We start from the raw sequence: 15,627 nt of genomic DNA on the forward strand, positions 1-15,627 counted from the left end.
TACACGGCAGCGATGTCAGGTGTCTGACTGGCCCGGCCCTGCAGCCACGCTGATCCGGTATTGCAGCGTGACCGGTTTACCCGCATGGAGCTGCAGGCCGCGCCCGGCCAGCGGATGGCCAGCGGGTGGCCGTACCACACCGCCCAGTTCAAACACGCCATTGACCGGCTCGATACCCAAGGCAAAATTGCGGCCCAACCACGGCGCCTGGTCCCGCCCGCCATTGCTGATCCACAAAACGGCATCGGGTAACTGGCTGGCGTCCCAGTTCAGGGTTACCACTACGTTTTCTTGCTGATAATGCAGTGCAAATTCACCATCGCAATCCACCAGTTGCAGCAATTCTTCGCACGGCTGCGCCATGGGCAGATGGCTGAAGTCGTGCGTGCCACCATTCAGACCAGGCAGTGCGGCCAGATCGTGCGCCAGCTTGCTGTGGGCCAGTTGCGAGCTGGGTTCAAAAGGCATCGGGAAGGTAACCGCCCTGGCGAAAGTTCCCGGGCGCAAACTCAAACTGCCGACTTCTTTGGGGACCCGAAAAGTAGGGTGCAAGGCAACCGGCATGATCGTAGCTGCGCGCGGCAAGATGCGCAGGCTGATCTCCAGCGCCGGGCTGTGCGGGTCGGCTTTGATCTCCCGGCGCAAGCTGGCGATGGCCGAGTCGGCAGGGTAGTCGATGCCCAGCACAATGCGGTTGGCGTCGCGTTCCAGTAACTGCCATTCCTGGTTGGCACCGGGCCCGTGAATCTGTTGATAGGCCGGATCTTCCGGCCGGTGAATGGTCCAGCCGGGGGCGAGTTCGGTCGGGGTTTCGACCCGACTGAACGGCACGCAAGGCCATTCTCCACGCATGCTGCGCAGCAAGCCGGGTAGCGCTGGATCGCAAGCCCACGGTGCCACGTAAAACGGTTGAAAATGGCGCTCTTCAGACAGGCGAAAATAAACCGGCCCCAGCATGCCGCCCAGTGCTTTGATGCACGCGGTGCCATGCGGCCAGACCAGTTGCCAGTTGCCAGGGGTGTCACTGTGCATGCGGAGATTCCGTGATCTGTTGCGCCAGCAGGCTGCTGACTTCCTCCCAACAAGGGGCATAGGCGCCAGTTCTGGTGGCGACCAGTGCCGCTGTGGCGGCAGCGAAACGCAGGTGAGTGGCGGGGGCAGCGTCTGGCTGGCGCAGCAGACTGGCCATCCAGCCGCCCATGGCCGCATCGCCGCAGCCAACCGTGTCAGTCACGGTGACAGGGAAAGCCGGTTGCATGTATTCGATCCCATCACAGAACAAGCTCATTCCTGCGGCGCCACGTGTCACCATGATCTGCGCAAAAGGTGCCAGCGCCCGTAGATGGGCGATAGCCTCACGCTGGTTAATGCCAGGAAACAGGTGCTGCAAGTCTTCGTCGGACACCTTGAGATAATCTGCGATGCCAGCCATGACATGAAAAGTGTCACGATAGGCGGCGTGGGTCATCAGATTGCGCCAGTTCGGGTCAAATGCGATGCGCTTGCCGGCCAGATGCGCAGCCAATGCCACTTCAACCAATTTGCTGGCCAGCGGCTCTCGCGCCAGGCTGATACAGCCAAAGTGCAGAATCTGGGCGGCGCTACGCCAGCCGACGGGTAAACGGTCTGGATCAAACCACAAGTCGGCACTGCCTTCGCCGATAAAGAAGTATTCCGGCGGTTGCGTAGACGGCACCATTGCCAGTAGCGGCGGCGCATCGAAGCGCTGGGTAAAGCGCATATCCAGCCCGGCTTCGGCGGCCAGCATGTAGAGGGCATCGCCAAACAGATCATTGCTGACAGAACCGGCATAACCAGCGGCAACGCCCAGACGGACGCCAACGCAAGCCACATTCCAGCAGGCGCCGCCAGGTTGCGCGGCCCAGCGGCCATCGCTTTGCCGGATAAAATCGGTAAGTGCTTCGCCAAATACGACGTAAGCGGGCAGGGTCGACATGATGCTCTCCTGGCAAATTGCGGCGTGCAGTGGCCCGCATGCTGCGTTTGCGGCAAGGTCGGAAAAACAAACGGAGAATGCGGGGCCGGTCAGGCAAGGCTCCGGCCCACGATCATTGGGGGTGGAGCGTGCGGAATATCAGTTGGTGCTCGACTGCTGCTGACGCCATTTATCCAGCATGACTGCCAGCACAATCACCACGCCCTTGGCCACGTATTGCCAGAAACTGGACAAGCCCACGATAGTCAGGCCGTTGTTCATTACGCCGATAATCAATGCGCCAATCACGGTGCCCCAGATCGAGCCGACGCCACCCATCAAACTGGTGCCGCCCAACACGACCGCGGCGATGGCATCCAGCTCATAACCGGTGCCCCAGTTGCCATTGGCGCCATACAAGCGGGACGCGCTCATGGCACCGCCGACGCCAGAGAACAGGCCGTTGATGGCATACACGAACATCAGCACGGCGCTGACGCGAATACCGGTCAAGCGTGCGGCTTGCGGGTTGCCACCCACGGCATAGATATGTAGCCCCAAGACAGTCTGGCGCAGGATGAACCAGCTGATCAGCACTACGCCGATCGCTACCCAGATCAGCCACGGCACGCCCAGAAAATTGCTGTTACCCAGCCATTCAAACGAGGGAATGTCGCGGTTGAGTACGGTGGTGCCATCGGCAAACAGGTAGGCCGCACCGCGCAAGGCAGTCATGGTGCCCAGGGTGACCACAAACGGGTTGATCTTGAACCCGGCCACCATCACACCGTTGAGCGCACCCATGACCAGCCCGGACAGCAAGAACACTGGCAAAGCCATGGCCGCCATGTGTCCCGGCAGTGACGCCAGCATGCCCAGTACCGCCGATACCGCCAGAATTGAACCCACCGACAGATCGATCCCCGCCGTGAGAATGACAAATGTCATCCCGCAAGCCAGCACCAGATTGATGGAGGTCTGACGCAAGATGTTCATGGTGTTGCCGGTGGTCATGAAGTTCGATGTGCCGTCATCACTGAGGTAACGCGTCAGGAAATAGAACGCGATATACATCAATACCAGCACCGGCAACATGCCGACGCGGTTGAATATTTCTTTGAAACCCATATGGGTTTTGGGCTGGCTGGGCGCCGGAGTAACTGGCGCCAGGCCGTTGGCAGAAAGAGGGTTGGCCATGATGATGTCCTTGATTCGGTGTTGCGTGATCAGTGTTCGGTGCGCGTCAGGCGGGTTCGGCAATGCGTTCGGGCACAGCCAGCGTGGCGTAGGTCATGATGGTTTCCTGGTTGATTGCTGCGCCAGTGACTTCGCCTGTTACATGGCCTTCGCGCATGACAACAACGCGATCACAAATGCCAATGACCTCGGGTAGTTCGCTGGAAATCACCACTACCGCTACACCGCTGGCAGCCAGTTGGCTGATGATGCGGTAGATCTCGCTCTTGGCACCGACGTCTACACCACGTGTGGGTTCGTCCAGAATCAGCACCCGCGGCTTGATAGCCAGCCAGCGAGCCAGCAACAGTTTTTGCTGGTTACCGCCGGACAAACCACCGACGATGCCGTCCGGCCCTGGTACTTTCACGGAAAGTTGCTTGATGGCGTCTTGCGTCAGCTTGCGCAGCGCCTTGTGGTTCAACAGGCCAAAACGCGAGTTTTGCTGCAGTACGCTCATGGTGGTGTTGGCCAGCGCCGACAACTGCAAAAACAACCCCTGGCCTTTGCGGTCTTCCGGCAGATAGCCAATCCCCAGTTTCATTGCGTCCAGTGGTTCGCGGATTTGCGCCGCCTTGCCGTCCACCATGATTTCACCGGCAAGCATGGGATCAGCGCCAAAAATGATCCGCGCCAGTTCAGTGCGACCAGCACCCACCAGACCGGCCAGCCCCAGTACTTCCCCGGAACACACATGAAACGATGCATCGTTGATCTTGCCGCTGCGCACGTTACGCACTTCCAGGCGCACTGGCCCCGGGGCAGCTGTTTCGCGGCGCTGGTAGAAATCGTCGAGCGGGCGGCCGACCATCATCTGGATCACGCGTTCGGGCACGGCTTCGGCGCGCAGCAGCGTGCCCACATAGCCGCCATCGCGCATCACCGCCACGCGATCAGCCAGTTCGGTCATCTCAGCCATGCGGTGGCTGATATAGACAATGGCAATGCCATCGGCACGCAAGCGGCGGATCACCTCAAACAGGCGCTCCGTTTCGCGGTCTGACAGGGCGGCGGTGGGCTCGTCCATGATCAGTACGCGGCTTTTGTGGATCAGCGAGCGGGCGATTTCCACCTGCTGCTGGTCGGCAATACCCAATGAGCCCGCCAGCGTGTCAGCACTGAAGCGCGCACCTAGCGAGGCCAATACCTCGGTGGTGCGATTGCGCATTGTGGTCAGATCAACCCGGCCAAAACGGCCTTTGGGTTCGCTGCCCATAAACACGTTTTGCGCCACGGTCATGTGCGGCGCGACGGCCAGTTCTTGATAAATCAGATTGATCCCGGCCGCGCGGGCATCGCCGGGAGAGTTGAGTTTGACCACTTGCCCGCCAAGGCGGATCTCACCGGCATCGGGTTGGTAAACGCCGGACAGCACCTTCATCAAGGTGCTTTTGCCCGCGCCGTTCTCGCCCATCAAGGCCAGAACTTCGTGACTGCGCACTTGCAGCGCAACGTCATTCAGCGCTTTGGTGGCGCCGAAACGTTTGCTGATGTGCTCCATTTCCAGAACAATTTCGTTCATGGCAGAACTCCAGGGTGTGAGAAGGAGAGCGAGAGGAGCGAGGCGTGGGTTGATCTGGTGCGGTGACTGTTGCTGGCAGGCAATATGTCCGCACCGTACGCCAGGCTCCTCACACGTCGCCTACTTCACCCAACCTTGGTAGGTGGCGATATTGGCTTTGGTAATGGCCGGAGTAGGCAGCAGCACCACGTTCTTGGCGGGCTTTTTGCCATTCATCAAGTCGTAACCCATTTGCACGGCGGTCTCGGCCATTTTGTATGGGTCTTGCGCGGTGGAAACCGCAAACAGGCTGGATTTGTCTTTCAATGCGGCTTGAGCGTCCGGCGCACCATCTACCGAGGCGATCAGTTTTACGTCGGTGCGGGCAGCCTGTTTGATGGCCAGCTCAGCGCCAATCGCAGATGGGTCATTAATCGCAAATACGCCGTCAATTTTCGGATGAGCCGTCAGCAAGTCGGCCATGACCTGCATGCCACCGTCGCGGCTGCCTTTGGCGTCTTGATTGTCAGACAGCACCTTGATGCCCGGGTAAGTGGCCAGTAGCTTCTTGCACCCCGCAACGCGGTCGATCACAGAAGTCACGGGCGGGCCATTCACGATCACCACATTGCCCTTGCCATTCAGTTGCTTGGCCAGAAAACGACAAGACTCCGTGCCGGCCATGGTGTTGTCTGACATGACGGTGATGTCGGCACCCTGTGCGCCAACGTCCACGGCCAGCACGATCACACCAGCGGCTTTGGCTTTTTCCAGGGCGGGAGCAATGCCTTTCGGATCAGCCGCGTTGACGATAATCATGTCGGCTTTATTGGCGACGAAGTTTTCAATCTGGCCGACTTGGGTATTCAGATCGTACTTGCTGGAAACGGTCGTGACTTTGACATTGGGGCCAGACAGTTTTTTGGCTTCATCTTCCGCACCTTTGCCGATAGCGACGAAGAACGGGTTAGCCAGATCCCCCACGGTGACGCCAATGTATTTGATTGGCTTGGCCGCAAACACGGGCATGGCAAATGCAGCTGCACACGTGGCTACAATAAGGCGTTGGGCAATACGCATTGTCGGACTCCTGATCCATATGAAGAAAAATGCCTGCTGTGAGCTGCTTTGGCATTGGTGCGGTGATTGGTTTTGTCTTCCGCTGGAAATAAATGTACACGTGTACACTTTTAAAGGCGAGTATGCACCAATCATGGGCTGACGGGCGGTATAAGGTGTTTTTTGTACTTAATAATGGTGCACTACAACAAATAAAACGGTCGTTAGAGCAGCTTGTGGCAAGTATTTCGCCGGTTTGTGTACACTGTCCTTTACACGCGTTCATATTGATTTCACATGACAAATAGCCCAGGCGGGCAACCCGTGCCGCCAACCGAAACAGTCGCCACGCCGGATGAATTCGCCGGGGTGGTCACCATGAATGACGTGGCTGCTGCGGCCGGTTTGTCGCGCACCACGGTCAGCAAATTTTTCAACGGCAGCGCAACACTCAAGCCTGACACCCGCGAAAAAATCGAGCGTGCGTGTCGCGAACTCAACTATGTGCCGGACTTGCACGCGGTGAGTCTGGTGACGGGGCGCTCCAACCTGGTGGGCGTGGTGCTGCCGTTTATTGCCGAGCCGTTCTTTGGCAAGGTGCTGCAACTAATGGAGCGTGAAGCCGCCGCTTTGGGGTTGCAGATTGTGATTCAGGCATCCAACAACGACACTCGCCGTGAAGCTGCCGCGTTGATGGCATTACGCGCCATGAAGGTGCACGGCATTATCCTCACGCCGATTGAATCGGAAGATAACCGCGCTTTGCTGGCCAGCCTGCAAAAAGAAATGCGCATTGTTTTTCTCGATAGCTTCATGGACGAAAACTGCCACTTCGTCATGAACGATAACCATCAAAGTATCGGTCTGATGGTTAACTACCTGTTAAGCCGCAATGTGATTCCGGCTTACCTGGGTACGCCCAAAATCGCCAACCCGTCACGTCCCGAGCGCCAGGCCGGTTATGAAGCGGCCATGCGGCAGGCCGGTGAAAAACCAAGGGTGATTCCGGTGATGCTGGATACGCCCACCTGGCAATTTGAGGCGTTTGCGTACGAGCAATTGCTGAACTGGTGCGGGCAGGGTGGCCTGCGTGATTCCGGCGTGGGCGCCATCATGTGCACGACCGATCGCGTGGCTTTCGGCGCGGCCAAAGCCTTGCGCCGCTTTGGCAAACATCCGGGCAAAGACATGTTGCTGGCGGGCCATGATGATCTGGATATCTGTGAATACATGGACCCGCAACTGACCACCGTACACCAGGATATCGAACGCATCAGCAAGGCGGCGATGCACTTTATCCAGCTTGATCCGGGTGAGCTGACGGGAAGGTACTACCAGCAACGGTTTCCGGGACGGCTGGTGATACGCGAATCGGCGTGAACCTGTCCCACACGCTGTAGTCGCACCACTGACAAACTTGTGAAGCAATTGCTGTCAGAATCGGGTGACATTCATGTCCCGATTGAGTCACTGCGGATGTTTCCATCAGCCGCCTGACCGATCTGCCTATGCGAATTTTGCTGCTTTCTTCGGCGATTATGGTGACATCGTCGCCCATTTTTGCCACGCCGTGCCAATCCATTACCAATAACAAGCAGCGCCTGGCTTGTTACGATGAATTCTTTGGCCGTCCGGACAATGCCCCGCAAGACATCCCCGCTGATGCGCTCAATGCTGCGCAAGCGACTCAACCTGCGGCGACAAGCAGCAATGCCACGGCCAGCGCCGTCGCCAGTGCGAATCCCGCCAAACCGGGTGCACTTGCGGCCTCCGACGCCGCCGCGGCATCCGCTCATCATTTCTGGAATGACTTTGCGCTGCGCGACGGCCCGGGCCCCAATGCCACTAACCCGGCGGTACTGGCGATAACCCATGGCTCCGAGAATTCATCCTCGCTCGCCCAGGCGGGGTTGACCTGGCGGCTGGGCAAAAATTTTCTGCCGCAAACGCTCACGGATTGGGGCTGGCGCTGGTATTCGGCGCTGTGGATCAACATGAATACCGAGTCTGACAACCCCTACAACACGCGTGGGGCGCAACTGGGCGCGGCGGGAACGCTGTTCGATGCCAGGCAGGACGGGTTTGCTTTGGGCAGCTCGGCCAACATCAATATCAAACAGGATTCGCAAAACCACACGCAATCACAGGGCGTGGCGTTTGATACGCGACTGATCCTGCCGGGCTGGTTGGTGATCGGTAAACCCTACAGCCCGGATCGCGCTTCGTGGTTTGTTTACCCCTTGGGCGGCGTGTATGTGGACCACCTGGCGCGCGTGGTCAAAGGTGACGAGACCGGTACCGCCATGGGCGGTTACGCTGGGGTCTCGGGAGATTATTATCCGGGTGGCTGGCTGTGGCGGCTGCGCTTTCACGCCTCATTCCTGGCCGCCAAAGACCTGGAAAGCACGCCTGGCCTGAATAGGCGCTTCTCGCGCTTAAGCCGCTTTGGCGTGGATTATTCGCTGGCACCAAACAAGGATGGATCGCGCCCATCGGTGATGCCGTCGATTTCGCTGGAGCGCATTGTTGGCGACAACTATATCGACGGCACCGCCTACACTGCGCAGACGGTGCTGTCGCTGAAGTTGCTGACCAATTAACGCATTAGCGCGCGCTGCCTTGCTGCAGCGGGATGGCGGCTTCGGCAGCCACTGGCGTTGTCGGCGGCGCTGCAACTTTGCGGACGTTACTGTGCGCAGTGCGGCGAGCGGCGGTGTGGCGTTCCAGCAGTCGCTGCATGACGCAGAAAGCGCAGAGCAAAGCGCCAATGACAATGCGGGTCCACCACGAACTGAGCGTGCCATCAAAGGTGATCAAGGTCTGGATCACGCCCAGTATCAGTACGCCAAACAGCGTGCCGGTGACATAACCAACGCCGCCCGTGAGCAGCGTGCCGCCGATGACGGTAGCGGCGATGGCATCCAGTTCCATGCCCTGCGCGTGCAAGCCGTAGCCAGACAGCATGTAAAAAGTAAATGTCACCCCGCCCAGCGCCGCGCAAAACCCTGACAACGTGTACACCAGCACTTTGGTGCGCGCGACCGGCAGACCCATCAACAGGGCAGAGCGTTCGCTGCCACCGATGGCGTACACCACCCGGCCAAACTCGCTGTAATGCGCCAGCCACAGCGCTGCCACAAATGTCGCCGTGGCGATCAGCACATTGGCCGACAGGTCTGCGCCGGGCAGATGCAACCGGAATTCAGACACCGCCGTATAGGCCGGATCGCTGATGGTGATCGACTCGATATTGATCAGAAAGCACAGCCCGCGCGTGAGGAACAAACCGCCCAGCGTGACGATAAAGGGCTGCAGCCGGAAATACTGGATCAGCACACCCTGAAACGCACCAAACGCTGCGCCAATGGCCAGAACCAGCGGCGTGACCACCCAGATCGGCCAGTGATGCGATTGCACCAGCGTGGCGGAAATCATGGTGGTCACCGCCACCAGTCCGCCTACTGACAAATCGATGCCGCCGCTGATCACCACAAACGTCATGCCGATGGCGACAATCAGTAAAAAGGCGTTATCAATGAACAGGTTGAAAAACACTTGTAGTGAGAAAAACCCGCGATAGGCCACCGAGCCATAGGCAAACATCAGCAGAAACAGCCCGAGTGTGATTAGCAACGGCAGGGTGCGAACATCGGTCAGCCGGTCAGTGCGCAACCAGCTTTTGGCAAAGGTGCTCATCGCATTGCTCCTTGCCATGACGGGTCACGGATAATCAGTCGCCGCACCGGCTCGGACTGCACCACGCACACCACAAACACGACTATGGCCTTGACCACCAGATTGGCTTCGGGCGGAACGCCAATCGAATACGTGGTGTAGGTGAGCGTCTGGATGATCAACGCCCCAATCAGCGAACCCACCAGACTGAAGCGCCCACCGGCCAGCGATGTACCGCCCAACGTTACCGCCAGGATGGCGTCCAGCTCCATCAACAAACCGGCGTTGTTGCCATCTGCGCTTTTGACATTGGCGCTAATCACCAGCCCGGCCGCACCGGCCATCAAGCCAGAAAAACCGTAAACGCACAGGGTAATGGCGCGGGCTTTGATCCCGGCGAAATGCGATGCCGTGGGGTTGATGCCGATGGCGGTAATAAACAAGCCCAATGCCGTGCGCTTGGTGAGAAACCACAGCAGCAAGCCCACCGCCGCCACGATATAGAGTGCAAACGGCAAACCAAACAGAAAACCCGCACCGAGGAAGAAATATGGCTGGTAATAAATGGTGATGATCTGGCCTGACGTCAGCAATTGCGCAATGCCGCGCCCAGCCACCATCAAAATCAGTGTGGCGATGATAGGCTGCATGCCCACCACCGACACCAGCGCGCCATTCCACAGCCCGCAGAGCAAGCCGACCGCCAGCGCCGCGATAATGGCTACCGCCAGCGGCACGTTGGATACGTAGGTCTCCACGCCGTTAACGATCTGCATATTGCCGCCAATCAGCACGGCCGCCGTGGCCGCGCAAATGGCCACCACCGCGCCGACCGAGACATCGACCCCGCGCGTGGCGATCACCGGCGTCATGCCCAGCGCCACCAGCGCCAGTGGCGAAGCGCGGTTGAGAATGTCGATCAGGCTGCCAAACAGATGGCCGTCTTTGTTCTCCACGTGAAAAAAGTGCGCGTTGAAGGCGCGGTTAACCAGCAGCAGTACCAACAGTGTTAGTACTGGCAGAAACAGCGGGTGTCGCGTCAGCGTCTGGCGCAGCGAGCGGATGCGCGCTGGCCACGACGTTAGGGTCGTATCGGTCATTGTTCGCCTCCGGCAATCATGTGAAATACCGCGTGTTCATCGGTCTGGCCTGCGGGCAGTTCGCCCACTTTGCGCCGGTCACGCAGCACAGCAATGCGGTTGCTGACGCGCACCACCTCGCTCATCTCGGATGAAATAAACAGAATCGCCAGTCCTTTGCGGCACAACGCCAGGACCTGATCCATGATTTCGAGTTTGGCGGCGACATCGATGCCACGGGTGGGTTCATCCAGAATCAGCATTTTCGGGTCGGTCGCCAACCAGCGCGCCAGCAGGGCTTTTTGCTGGTTGCCGCCAGAGAGCAAGCCAATGGGTTGTTCAGCATTGGGTGTCTTGATGCCCAGATGTTGGATGTACTGCGCGGCAATGGCGTCCTGACGTTTACGCGGCAGATAGTGAAACAAACCGCGCCGCGCCTGTAGCGCCAGAATGATGTTTTCGCGCACGGACAGATCAGCAATGATGCCTTCGTTCTTGCGATCTTCCGGGCAGTAGCCGATGCCGTGGCGGATGGCATCGCGTGGTGAGCTGAAACGTGTTTCATGGCCGCCCACACTGAGCGCGCCGCTTTCGCATTTATCCACGCCAAACAGCAGGCGGGCGGTTTCAGTGCGGCCCGATCCCAGCAATCCGCCCAGTCCAAGGACCTCACCGGCACGAATATCCAGGTCCAGCGCCTGCATGCTGCCGCGATGACTCACGCCTTGGGCTGCAATGAAGGTTGCGCCGGGTTCGGTTTCGGCCCACTGCGGCTTGTTCAGGTGTTCCAGATCAATCTCGCGGCCAACCATTTTGTGAATCAGACTCAGGCGTGGCAGTTCGGCAGCGAGATATTCGCCTTCGCGCTCGCCATTGCGCAGCACGGTGATGCGATCAGAAATAGCGTAGGTCTGTTCCAGAAAGTGGGTGACAAACAAAATGGCCATGCCGCGTGAGCGTAGCTGGCGCAGCAAGGCAAACAGTTTCTGGACTTCGTCTTCATCCAGGCTGGAGGTTGGTTCGTCCAGAATCAGCACTTTGGCATCGACACTCAGGGCGCGGGCGATGGCCACCATTTGCTGAATGGCGATAGGGTAGGTATCGAGCGCGCGGGTGACATCCAGATCCAGCGACAGTGTGGCCAGCAGCGCCTGCGCGTTGCGATTGAGCGTCGCCCAGTCAATCTTGCCCGCCTTGCGTACAAAGCGGCCAATGTAGATGTTCTCGGCCACCGACAGATTGGGGCAGAGGTTCACTTCCTGGTACACGGTGCGGATACCGACGGATTCCGCCGCCTCAGGTGAATCAAGCTTCACGGTTTGGCCGTCAAATACAATTTCGCCCGCTTCAGCGGGGTGGACGCCGGTGAGCACTTTGATCAGCGTGGATTTACCTGCGCCGTTCTGGCCCATCAGGGTATGAATTTCGCCCGCGAACAGGCGAAACTCAACCTGCTTCAAGGCATGCACGCCGGGAAAGCGCTTTTCTATCCCGCTCATATGCAAAATGGCCTCGCTATTGGGGCGGCGAGGCGGGGAACTGGCAATGGCATTCATGGATCTCGGTCCTTGTGGCGCAAGCCTTTGGTTGAATGTCGGTTCGGGGCTGGCGTTGTTCTTGTCAGGAGAACAGGAAGGGCCAGTTACGGCAGGGCGCCGCTTGACGACGCCCCGCCGTGACTTTCAACTCAACTTAATACTTGCGTGACGGGAAGGCCGCAGCTGCGGTTTCCATCGGGAAGACCGTTTCTTTGGTGACGATGCGTTTCGGAACCGACTTGCCGGCAGCAACCAGCTTGGCGGTATCCATCAGTTGTGGTCCGAGCAACGGGCTGCATTCCACAGAGACATTCATCTTGCCAGCCATCATGGCCTGGAAGCCGCCCTTGGTCGCATCAAACGACACAATGATGATGTCTTTGCCTGGCTTCAGACCGGCTTCTTCAATGGCTTGAATCGCGCCAATCGACATATCGTCATTGTGCGAATAGACCACCTGGATTTGCTTGCCATAAGACTTGAGGAAAGCTTCCATCACTTGCTTGCCACCGGCACGAGTGAAATCGCCGCTCTGGCTGGCAATGATCTTGAAGCGGTCATCGCTCTTGATGATTTCAATCAAGCCGTTGTGCCGATCAATGGCCGGTGCCGAACCCACTGTGCCTTGCAGTTCTGCGATATTGATCGGGCCTTGTGCGCCTTTGTAGTGATCTTCCAGCCAACGGCCACCACGGCGGCCTTCTTCCAGGAAGTCCGAACCAATGAACGCGGTGTAGAGCGAGTCGTCTGATACTTTGACTGCACGGTCGGTCAGGATGACCGGAATCTTGGCGGCTTTGGCTTCACGCAATACTGGCTCCCAGCCCGATTCCACCACCGGCGAGAAAGCAATAACATCCACTTTTTGCGCAATGTAAGAGCGAATCGCCTTGATCTGGTTTTCCTGCTTTTGCTGGGCATCCGAGAACTTAAGGTCTACGCCTGCATCTTTGGCGCTGCTCTTGATGGATTCGGTGTTGGCGGTGCGCCATTCACTTTCTGCACCCACCTGGGCAAACCCCAGTACCAGCTTGTCTGCGGCATGGGCTAGCGAGCCACACACCATCAGCCCGGCAGCGACCATGACCGCGGCCAGAATCTTTCTGCTCGACTTTTGCATAATCTTCGACTCCTTCTAATGGATTGTTTTGCCGGCACTTTCTTGGTGCGGCCGGATCAGGCTTTCATGATTTCAAAGCCTGTAAAATCCTGCGCCAGGCTAGCATTCATACCAATGTAATTTTCGGCTGAAGCTATGCACAAAACAGGACAAATGTGCACTGCCATGGGGCGTTGCTTACCGATGAAAATGACGCAGTTATTGGCATTGCAGCAAAAACGGTGATTTGGCGGATGGACGAATACGCCAGAGCAGGGCGACAAAACGGTTGCGCATCCATGCGCGCCAAAAAGTGAGAGATGGATCAAACGGTTGGCGTGAGACCGCCGAAATGAGTGGTCAGGCGGCCGAAGTGACGCTGCAAGCGCGCTGGTTCAGGGGCGAAAAACTGGCAAAATTGGGGGAATTTGCTGCTGAAAAGGCATAAAAAAACGCCCGACATGGCGGGCGTTTTTGGTACTGCTCAAAGGTACAAGTCTGGTCTTAGCGATGACGGCCGTGCGAGCGACGCGGCTGGTCAAACCAGGCCGACACCGGTGTGTTCTCGTTGGAGACCGGTTGCGCATCACCGCGCAAGATGGCTTCGCGTTGCGATTTATCCATCTTCTGGCCGGTGCTGGCGGTGCTGCTGCGATCACCGCGTTGGCTGTTGCCACGGTTGCCGCCGTCGCGACCTTCACCAGTGCCGCCAGTACGAGGTTGTTGTGGGCGGTCATTGCGGCGAGCGCCAGCTTGACCATTCGCTGCGGCACCTTGACCCTGGCCCTGACCTTGGCGACGACCTGGATTCTGACCCTGACCCTGGCCTTGTCCCTGACGGCGTTGACCGTCAGCCGCCTGGCCTTGACCACGACCACCGGTAGCGCCATCACCTTGCGGGCGTGGCTTCTGGTTGCGATTGCGGTTTTGATCCTGGCGTGGCGGGCGACCATCAGCCGAACGACCTTCGCCTGGTTCGCGCGGTGGACGGGCTTCGCCGCCTTCCGCTGCCGGGGCGCGTTGCGGGCGATCTCGACGTGGTTGTTGGCTGCGGCCACCACGACCCTGGCCTTGTCCTTGCTGCTGGCGGCCACGTCGACCCGATTCAATCGGCTCGGGCTTGGCGTTAGGATCGGGTTCAAATGTCGGCACGATCTCGCGTGGCAGAGCACGTTTGATCAGCTTTTCGATATCGGCCAGCAGGCGCATTTCATCGATACACACCAGCGACAAGGCTTCGCCTTGCGCGCCAGCACGACCCGTACGACCGATGCGGTGCACGTAATCTTCGGCAACCATCGGCAGCTCGAAGTTGATCACGTGTGGCAGTTCTTCGATATCAATGCCGCGTGCGGCAATATCGGTAGCAACGAGTACCTGCAACGTGCCGGACTTGAACTCGGTCAAGGCGCGGGTACGGGCAGACTGGCTCTTGTTGCCGTGAATGGCCAGAGAAGGAATTTCTTCTTTGGTCAGTTGTTCGGCCAGCCGGTTGGCGCCATGCTTGGTGCGGGTGAACACCAGCACCTGGAACCAGTTGTGTTCTTTGATCAGATGCGCCAGCAAATGGCGTTTCTTTTCGCGATCCACCAGCACGATCTTCTGGGTGATGGCTTCAACAGTGGCATTGCGGCGGGCAACTTCGATCAGCACCGGGCTGTTCAGCAAGTTGTCGGCCAGTTGTTTGATTTCGTCCGAATACGTGGCCGAGAACAACAGGTTCTGCCGTTTGGTTGGCAACAGTGCCAGTACTTTCTTGATGTCATGGATAAAACCCATGTCCAGCATGCGGTCGGCTTCGTCCAGTACCAGGATTTCCACCCGCGACAGATCAACCGTGCCTTGCGACAGGTGATCCAGCAGACGGCCGGGCGTGGCAACCAGAATATCAACGCGACCTTTCAGTGCCTTGATTTGCGGGTTGATGCTGACACCACCGAACATGGCGAGCGATTTATGCCCGGCATATTTGCCGTATTCACGCACGCTTTCTTCAACTTGCGCTGCCAGTTCACGCGTTGGTGTCAGCACCAGTGCGCGAATCGGAGCATGCTCGCCGCGCTTGACCGTGATCGGGCTGGCGCTGAGCAATTGCAGAATGGGAAGCGTGAAACCAGCGGTTTTGCCTGTGCCGGTTTGAGCTCCGGCCATGACATCCTTGCCGGCGAGAATGGCTGGGATAGCCTGTGTTTGAATCGGTGTGGGTTCCGTATAACCAAGATCGGATACGGCACGCACAAGTTCGTCCGCAAGACCTAAAGCGGAAAAAGTCATTAATTAACTCCAGAGCGTGTATCGGCCATTGCTGCAAATGCAGCTCCAGTCCGTTGGCGGATACAGGAATGTCGTGTGTGGGAACAGCGAAGACTGGATGCGCTCTGCGTAGTTCCGTGGGTTCCTGGAGCGGGTGCCGGTGAGGCGAGTTGTACTCAACAGGACGGTGCGCGCTTTAGCGCAAGTTGCTGGCGGATAGTAATGCTCCGGGCAACCAACTACGCCCGGCA

At 58.4% G+C, this 15,627-nt stretch carries 12 protein-coding genes; 2 read left to right on the forward strand and 10 right to left on the reverse strand.

Annotated features, from left to right (window positions below; all coding sequences use genetic code 11):
- Nucleotides 1-15 precede the first annotated feature (15 nt).
- The 5 genes from N7220_RS18085 to N7220_RS18105 all read right to left on the reverse strand — a co-directional run bounded on the left by N7220_RS18085 (nt 16) and on the right by N7220_RS18105 (nt 5,753).
- Nucleotides 16-1,032: an aldose epimerase family protein gene (locus tag N7220_RS18085; RefSeq protein ID WP_283148924.1), complete on the reverse strand. Its 1,017-nt coding sequence runs from the start codon at nt 1,030-1,032 to the stop codon at nt 16-18.
- A complete protein-coding gene (locus N7220_RS18090) occupies nt 1,022-1,957 on the reverse strand; it encodes a carbohydrate kinase family protein (RefSeq protein ID WP_283148925.1) in 936 nt (311 codons plus the stop codon). Before N7220_RS18090 ends, N7220_RS18085 begins: the two co-directional genes overlap by 11 nt.
- Before the next feature lie 138 nt (nt 1,958-2,095).
- Nucleotides 2,096-3,133 carry an ABC transporter permease subunit gene (locus tag N7220_RS18095; RefSeq protein ID WP_283148926.1) on the reverse strand — a complete coding sequence of 346 codons (1,038 nt, stop codon included), beginning with the start codon at nt 3,131-3,133 and terminating at the stop codon, nt 2,096-2,098.
- 46 nt (nt 3,134-3,179) lie between these two features.
- Nucleotides 3,180-4,694: a sugar ABC transporter ATP-binding protein gene (locus tag N7220_RS18100; RefSeq protein WP_283148927.1), complete on the reverse strand. Its 1,515-nt coding sequence runs from the start codon at nt 4,692-4,694 to the stop codon at nt 3,180-3,182.
- A 120-nt stretch (nt 4,695-4,814) separates the two neighbouring features.
- A complete protein-coding gene (locus N7220_RS18105) occupies nt 4,815-5,753 on the reverse strand; it encodes an ABC transporter substrate-binding protein (RefSeq protein ID WP_283148928.1) in 939 nt (312 codons plus the stop codon).
- Between the two features lie 276 nt (nt 5,754-6,029).
- On the opposite strand from N7220_RS18105, the gene N7220_RS18110 reads away from it, so the two are divergent.
- A complete protein-coding gene (locus N7220_RS18110) occupies nt 6,030-7,112 on the forward strand; it encodes a LacI family DNA-binding transcriptional regulator (RefSeq protein ID WP_283148929.1) in 1,083 nt (360 codons plus the stop codon).
- 128 nt (nt 7,113-7,240) lie between these two features.
- Entirely contained in the window at nt 7,241-8,332 is a 1,092-nt protein-coding gene (locus N7220_RS18115; RefSeq protein WP_283148930.1) for a hypothetical protein, read from the forward strand.
- Between the two features lie 4 nt (nt 8,333-8,336).
- Here N7220_RS18115 and yjfF read toward each other — a convergent pair whose 3' ends face one another.
- The 5 genes from yjfF to N7220_RS18140 form a co-directional block, all read right to left on the reverse strand.
- Nucleotides 8,337-9,428 (reverse strand): galactofuranose ABC transporter, permease protein YjfF, encoded by a 1,092-nt coding sequence (gene yjfF / locus N7220_RS18120; protein ID WP_283148931.1) that lies wholly within the window; start codon nt 9,426-9,428, stop codon nt 8,337-8,339.
- Nucleotides 9,425-10,507, reverse strand: a complete 1,083-nt coding sequence (locus tag N7220_RS18125) for an ABC transporter permease (protein WP_283148932.1) — start codon at nt 10,505-10,507, stop codon at nt 9,425-9,427. The genes yjfF and N7220_RS18125 overlap by 4 nt, the downstream gene beginning before the upstream one ends.
- Nucleotides 10,504-12,042: a sugar ABC transporter ATP-binding protein gene (locus tag N7220_RS18130; protein WP_283148933.1), complete on the reverse strand. Its 1,539-nt coding sequence runs from the start codon at nt 12,040-12,042 to the stop codon at nt 10,504-10,506. Before N7220_RS18130 ends, N7220_RS18125 begins: the two co-directional genes overlap by 4 nt.
- A 136-nt stretch (nt 12,043-12,178) precedes the next feature.
- Nucleotides 12,179-13,144 (reverse strand): ABC transporter substrate-binding protein, encoded by a 966-nt coding sequence (locus tag N7220_RS18135; protein ID WP_283148934.1) that lies wholly within the window; start codon nt 13,142-13,144, stop codon nt 12,179-12,181.
- Between the two features lie 483 nt (nt 13,145-13,627).
- Nucleotides 13,628-15,397 (reverse strand): DEAD/DEAH box helicase, encoded by a 1,770-nt coding sequence (locus N7220_RS18140; protein ID WP_283148935.1) that lies wholly within the window; start codon nt 15,395-15,397, stop codon nt 13,628-13,630.
- Between the last annotated feature and the right edge of the window lie 230 nt (nt 15,398-15,627).

Source organism: Silvimonas soli, assembly GCF_030035605.1.
Classification (GTDB): domain Bacteria; phylum Pseudomonadota; class Gammaproteobacteria; order Burkholderiales; family Chitinibacteraceae; genus Silvimonas; species Silvimonas soli.

Excerpts from the sequence above, each read along its gene's own strand:
- N7220_RS18110 (WP_283148929.1), top strand. The coding sequence starts at position 6,030 with ATGACAAATAGCCCAGGCGGGCAACCCGTGCCGCCAACCGAAACAGTC.
- N7220_RS18125 (WP_283148932.1), bottom strand. The coding sequence starts at position 10,507 with ATGACCGATACGACCCTAACGTCGTGGCCAGCGCGCATCCGCTCGCTG.
- N7220_RS18090 (WP_283148925.1), bottom strand. The coding sequence starts at position 1,957 with ATGTCGACCCTGCCCGCTTACGTCGTATTTGGCGAAGCACTTACCGAT.
- N7220_RS18095 (WP_283148926.1), bottom strand. The coding sequence starts at position 3,133 with ATGGCCAACCCTCTTTCTGCCAACGGCCTGGCGCCAGTTACTCCGGCG.
- N7220_RS18085 (WP_283148924.1), bottom strand. The coding sequence starts at position 1,032 with ATGCACAGTGACACCCCTGGCAACTGGCAACTGGTCTGGCCGCATGGC.
- N7220_RS18140 (WP_283148935.1), bottom strand. The coding sequence starts at position 15,397 with ATGACTTTTTCCGCTTTAGGTCTTGCGGACGAACTTGTGCGTGCCGTA.
- N7220_RS18135 (WP_283148934.1), bottom strand. The coding sequence starts at position 13,144 with ATGCAAAAGTCGAGCAGAAAGATTCTGGCCGCGGTCATGGTCGCTGCC.
- N7220_RS18105 (WP_283148928.1), bottom strand. The coding sequence starts at position 5,753 with ATGCGTATTGCCCAACGCCTTATTGTAGCCACGTGTGCAGCTGCATTT.
- yjfF (WP_283148931.1), bottom strand. The coding sequence starts at position 9,428 with ATGAGCACCTTTGCCAAAAGCTGGTTGCGCACTGACCGGCTGACCGAT.
- N7220_RS18100 (WP_283148927.1), bottom strand. The coding sequence starts at position 4,694 with ATGAACGAAATTGTTCTGGAAATGGAGCACATCAGCAAACGTTTCGGC.
- N7220_RS18115 (WP_283148930.1), top strand. The coding sequence starts at position 7,241 with ATGCGAATTTTGCTGCTTTCTTCGGCGATTATGGTGACATCGTCGCCC.
- N7220_RS18130 (WP_283148933.1), bottom strand. The coding sequence starts at position 12,042 with ATGAATGCCATTGCCAGTTCCCCGCCTCGCCGCCCCAATAGCGAGGCC.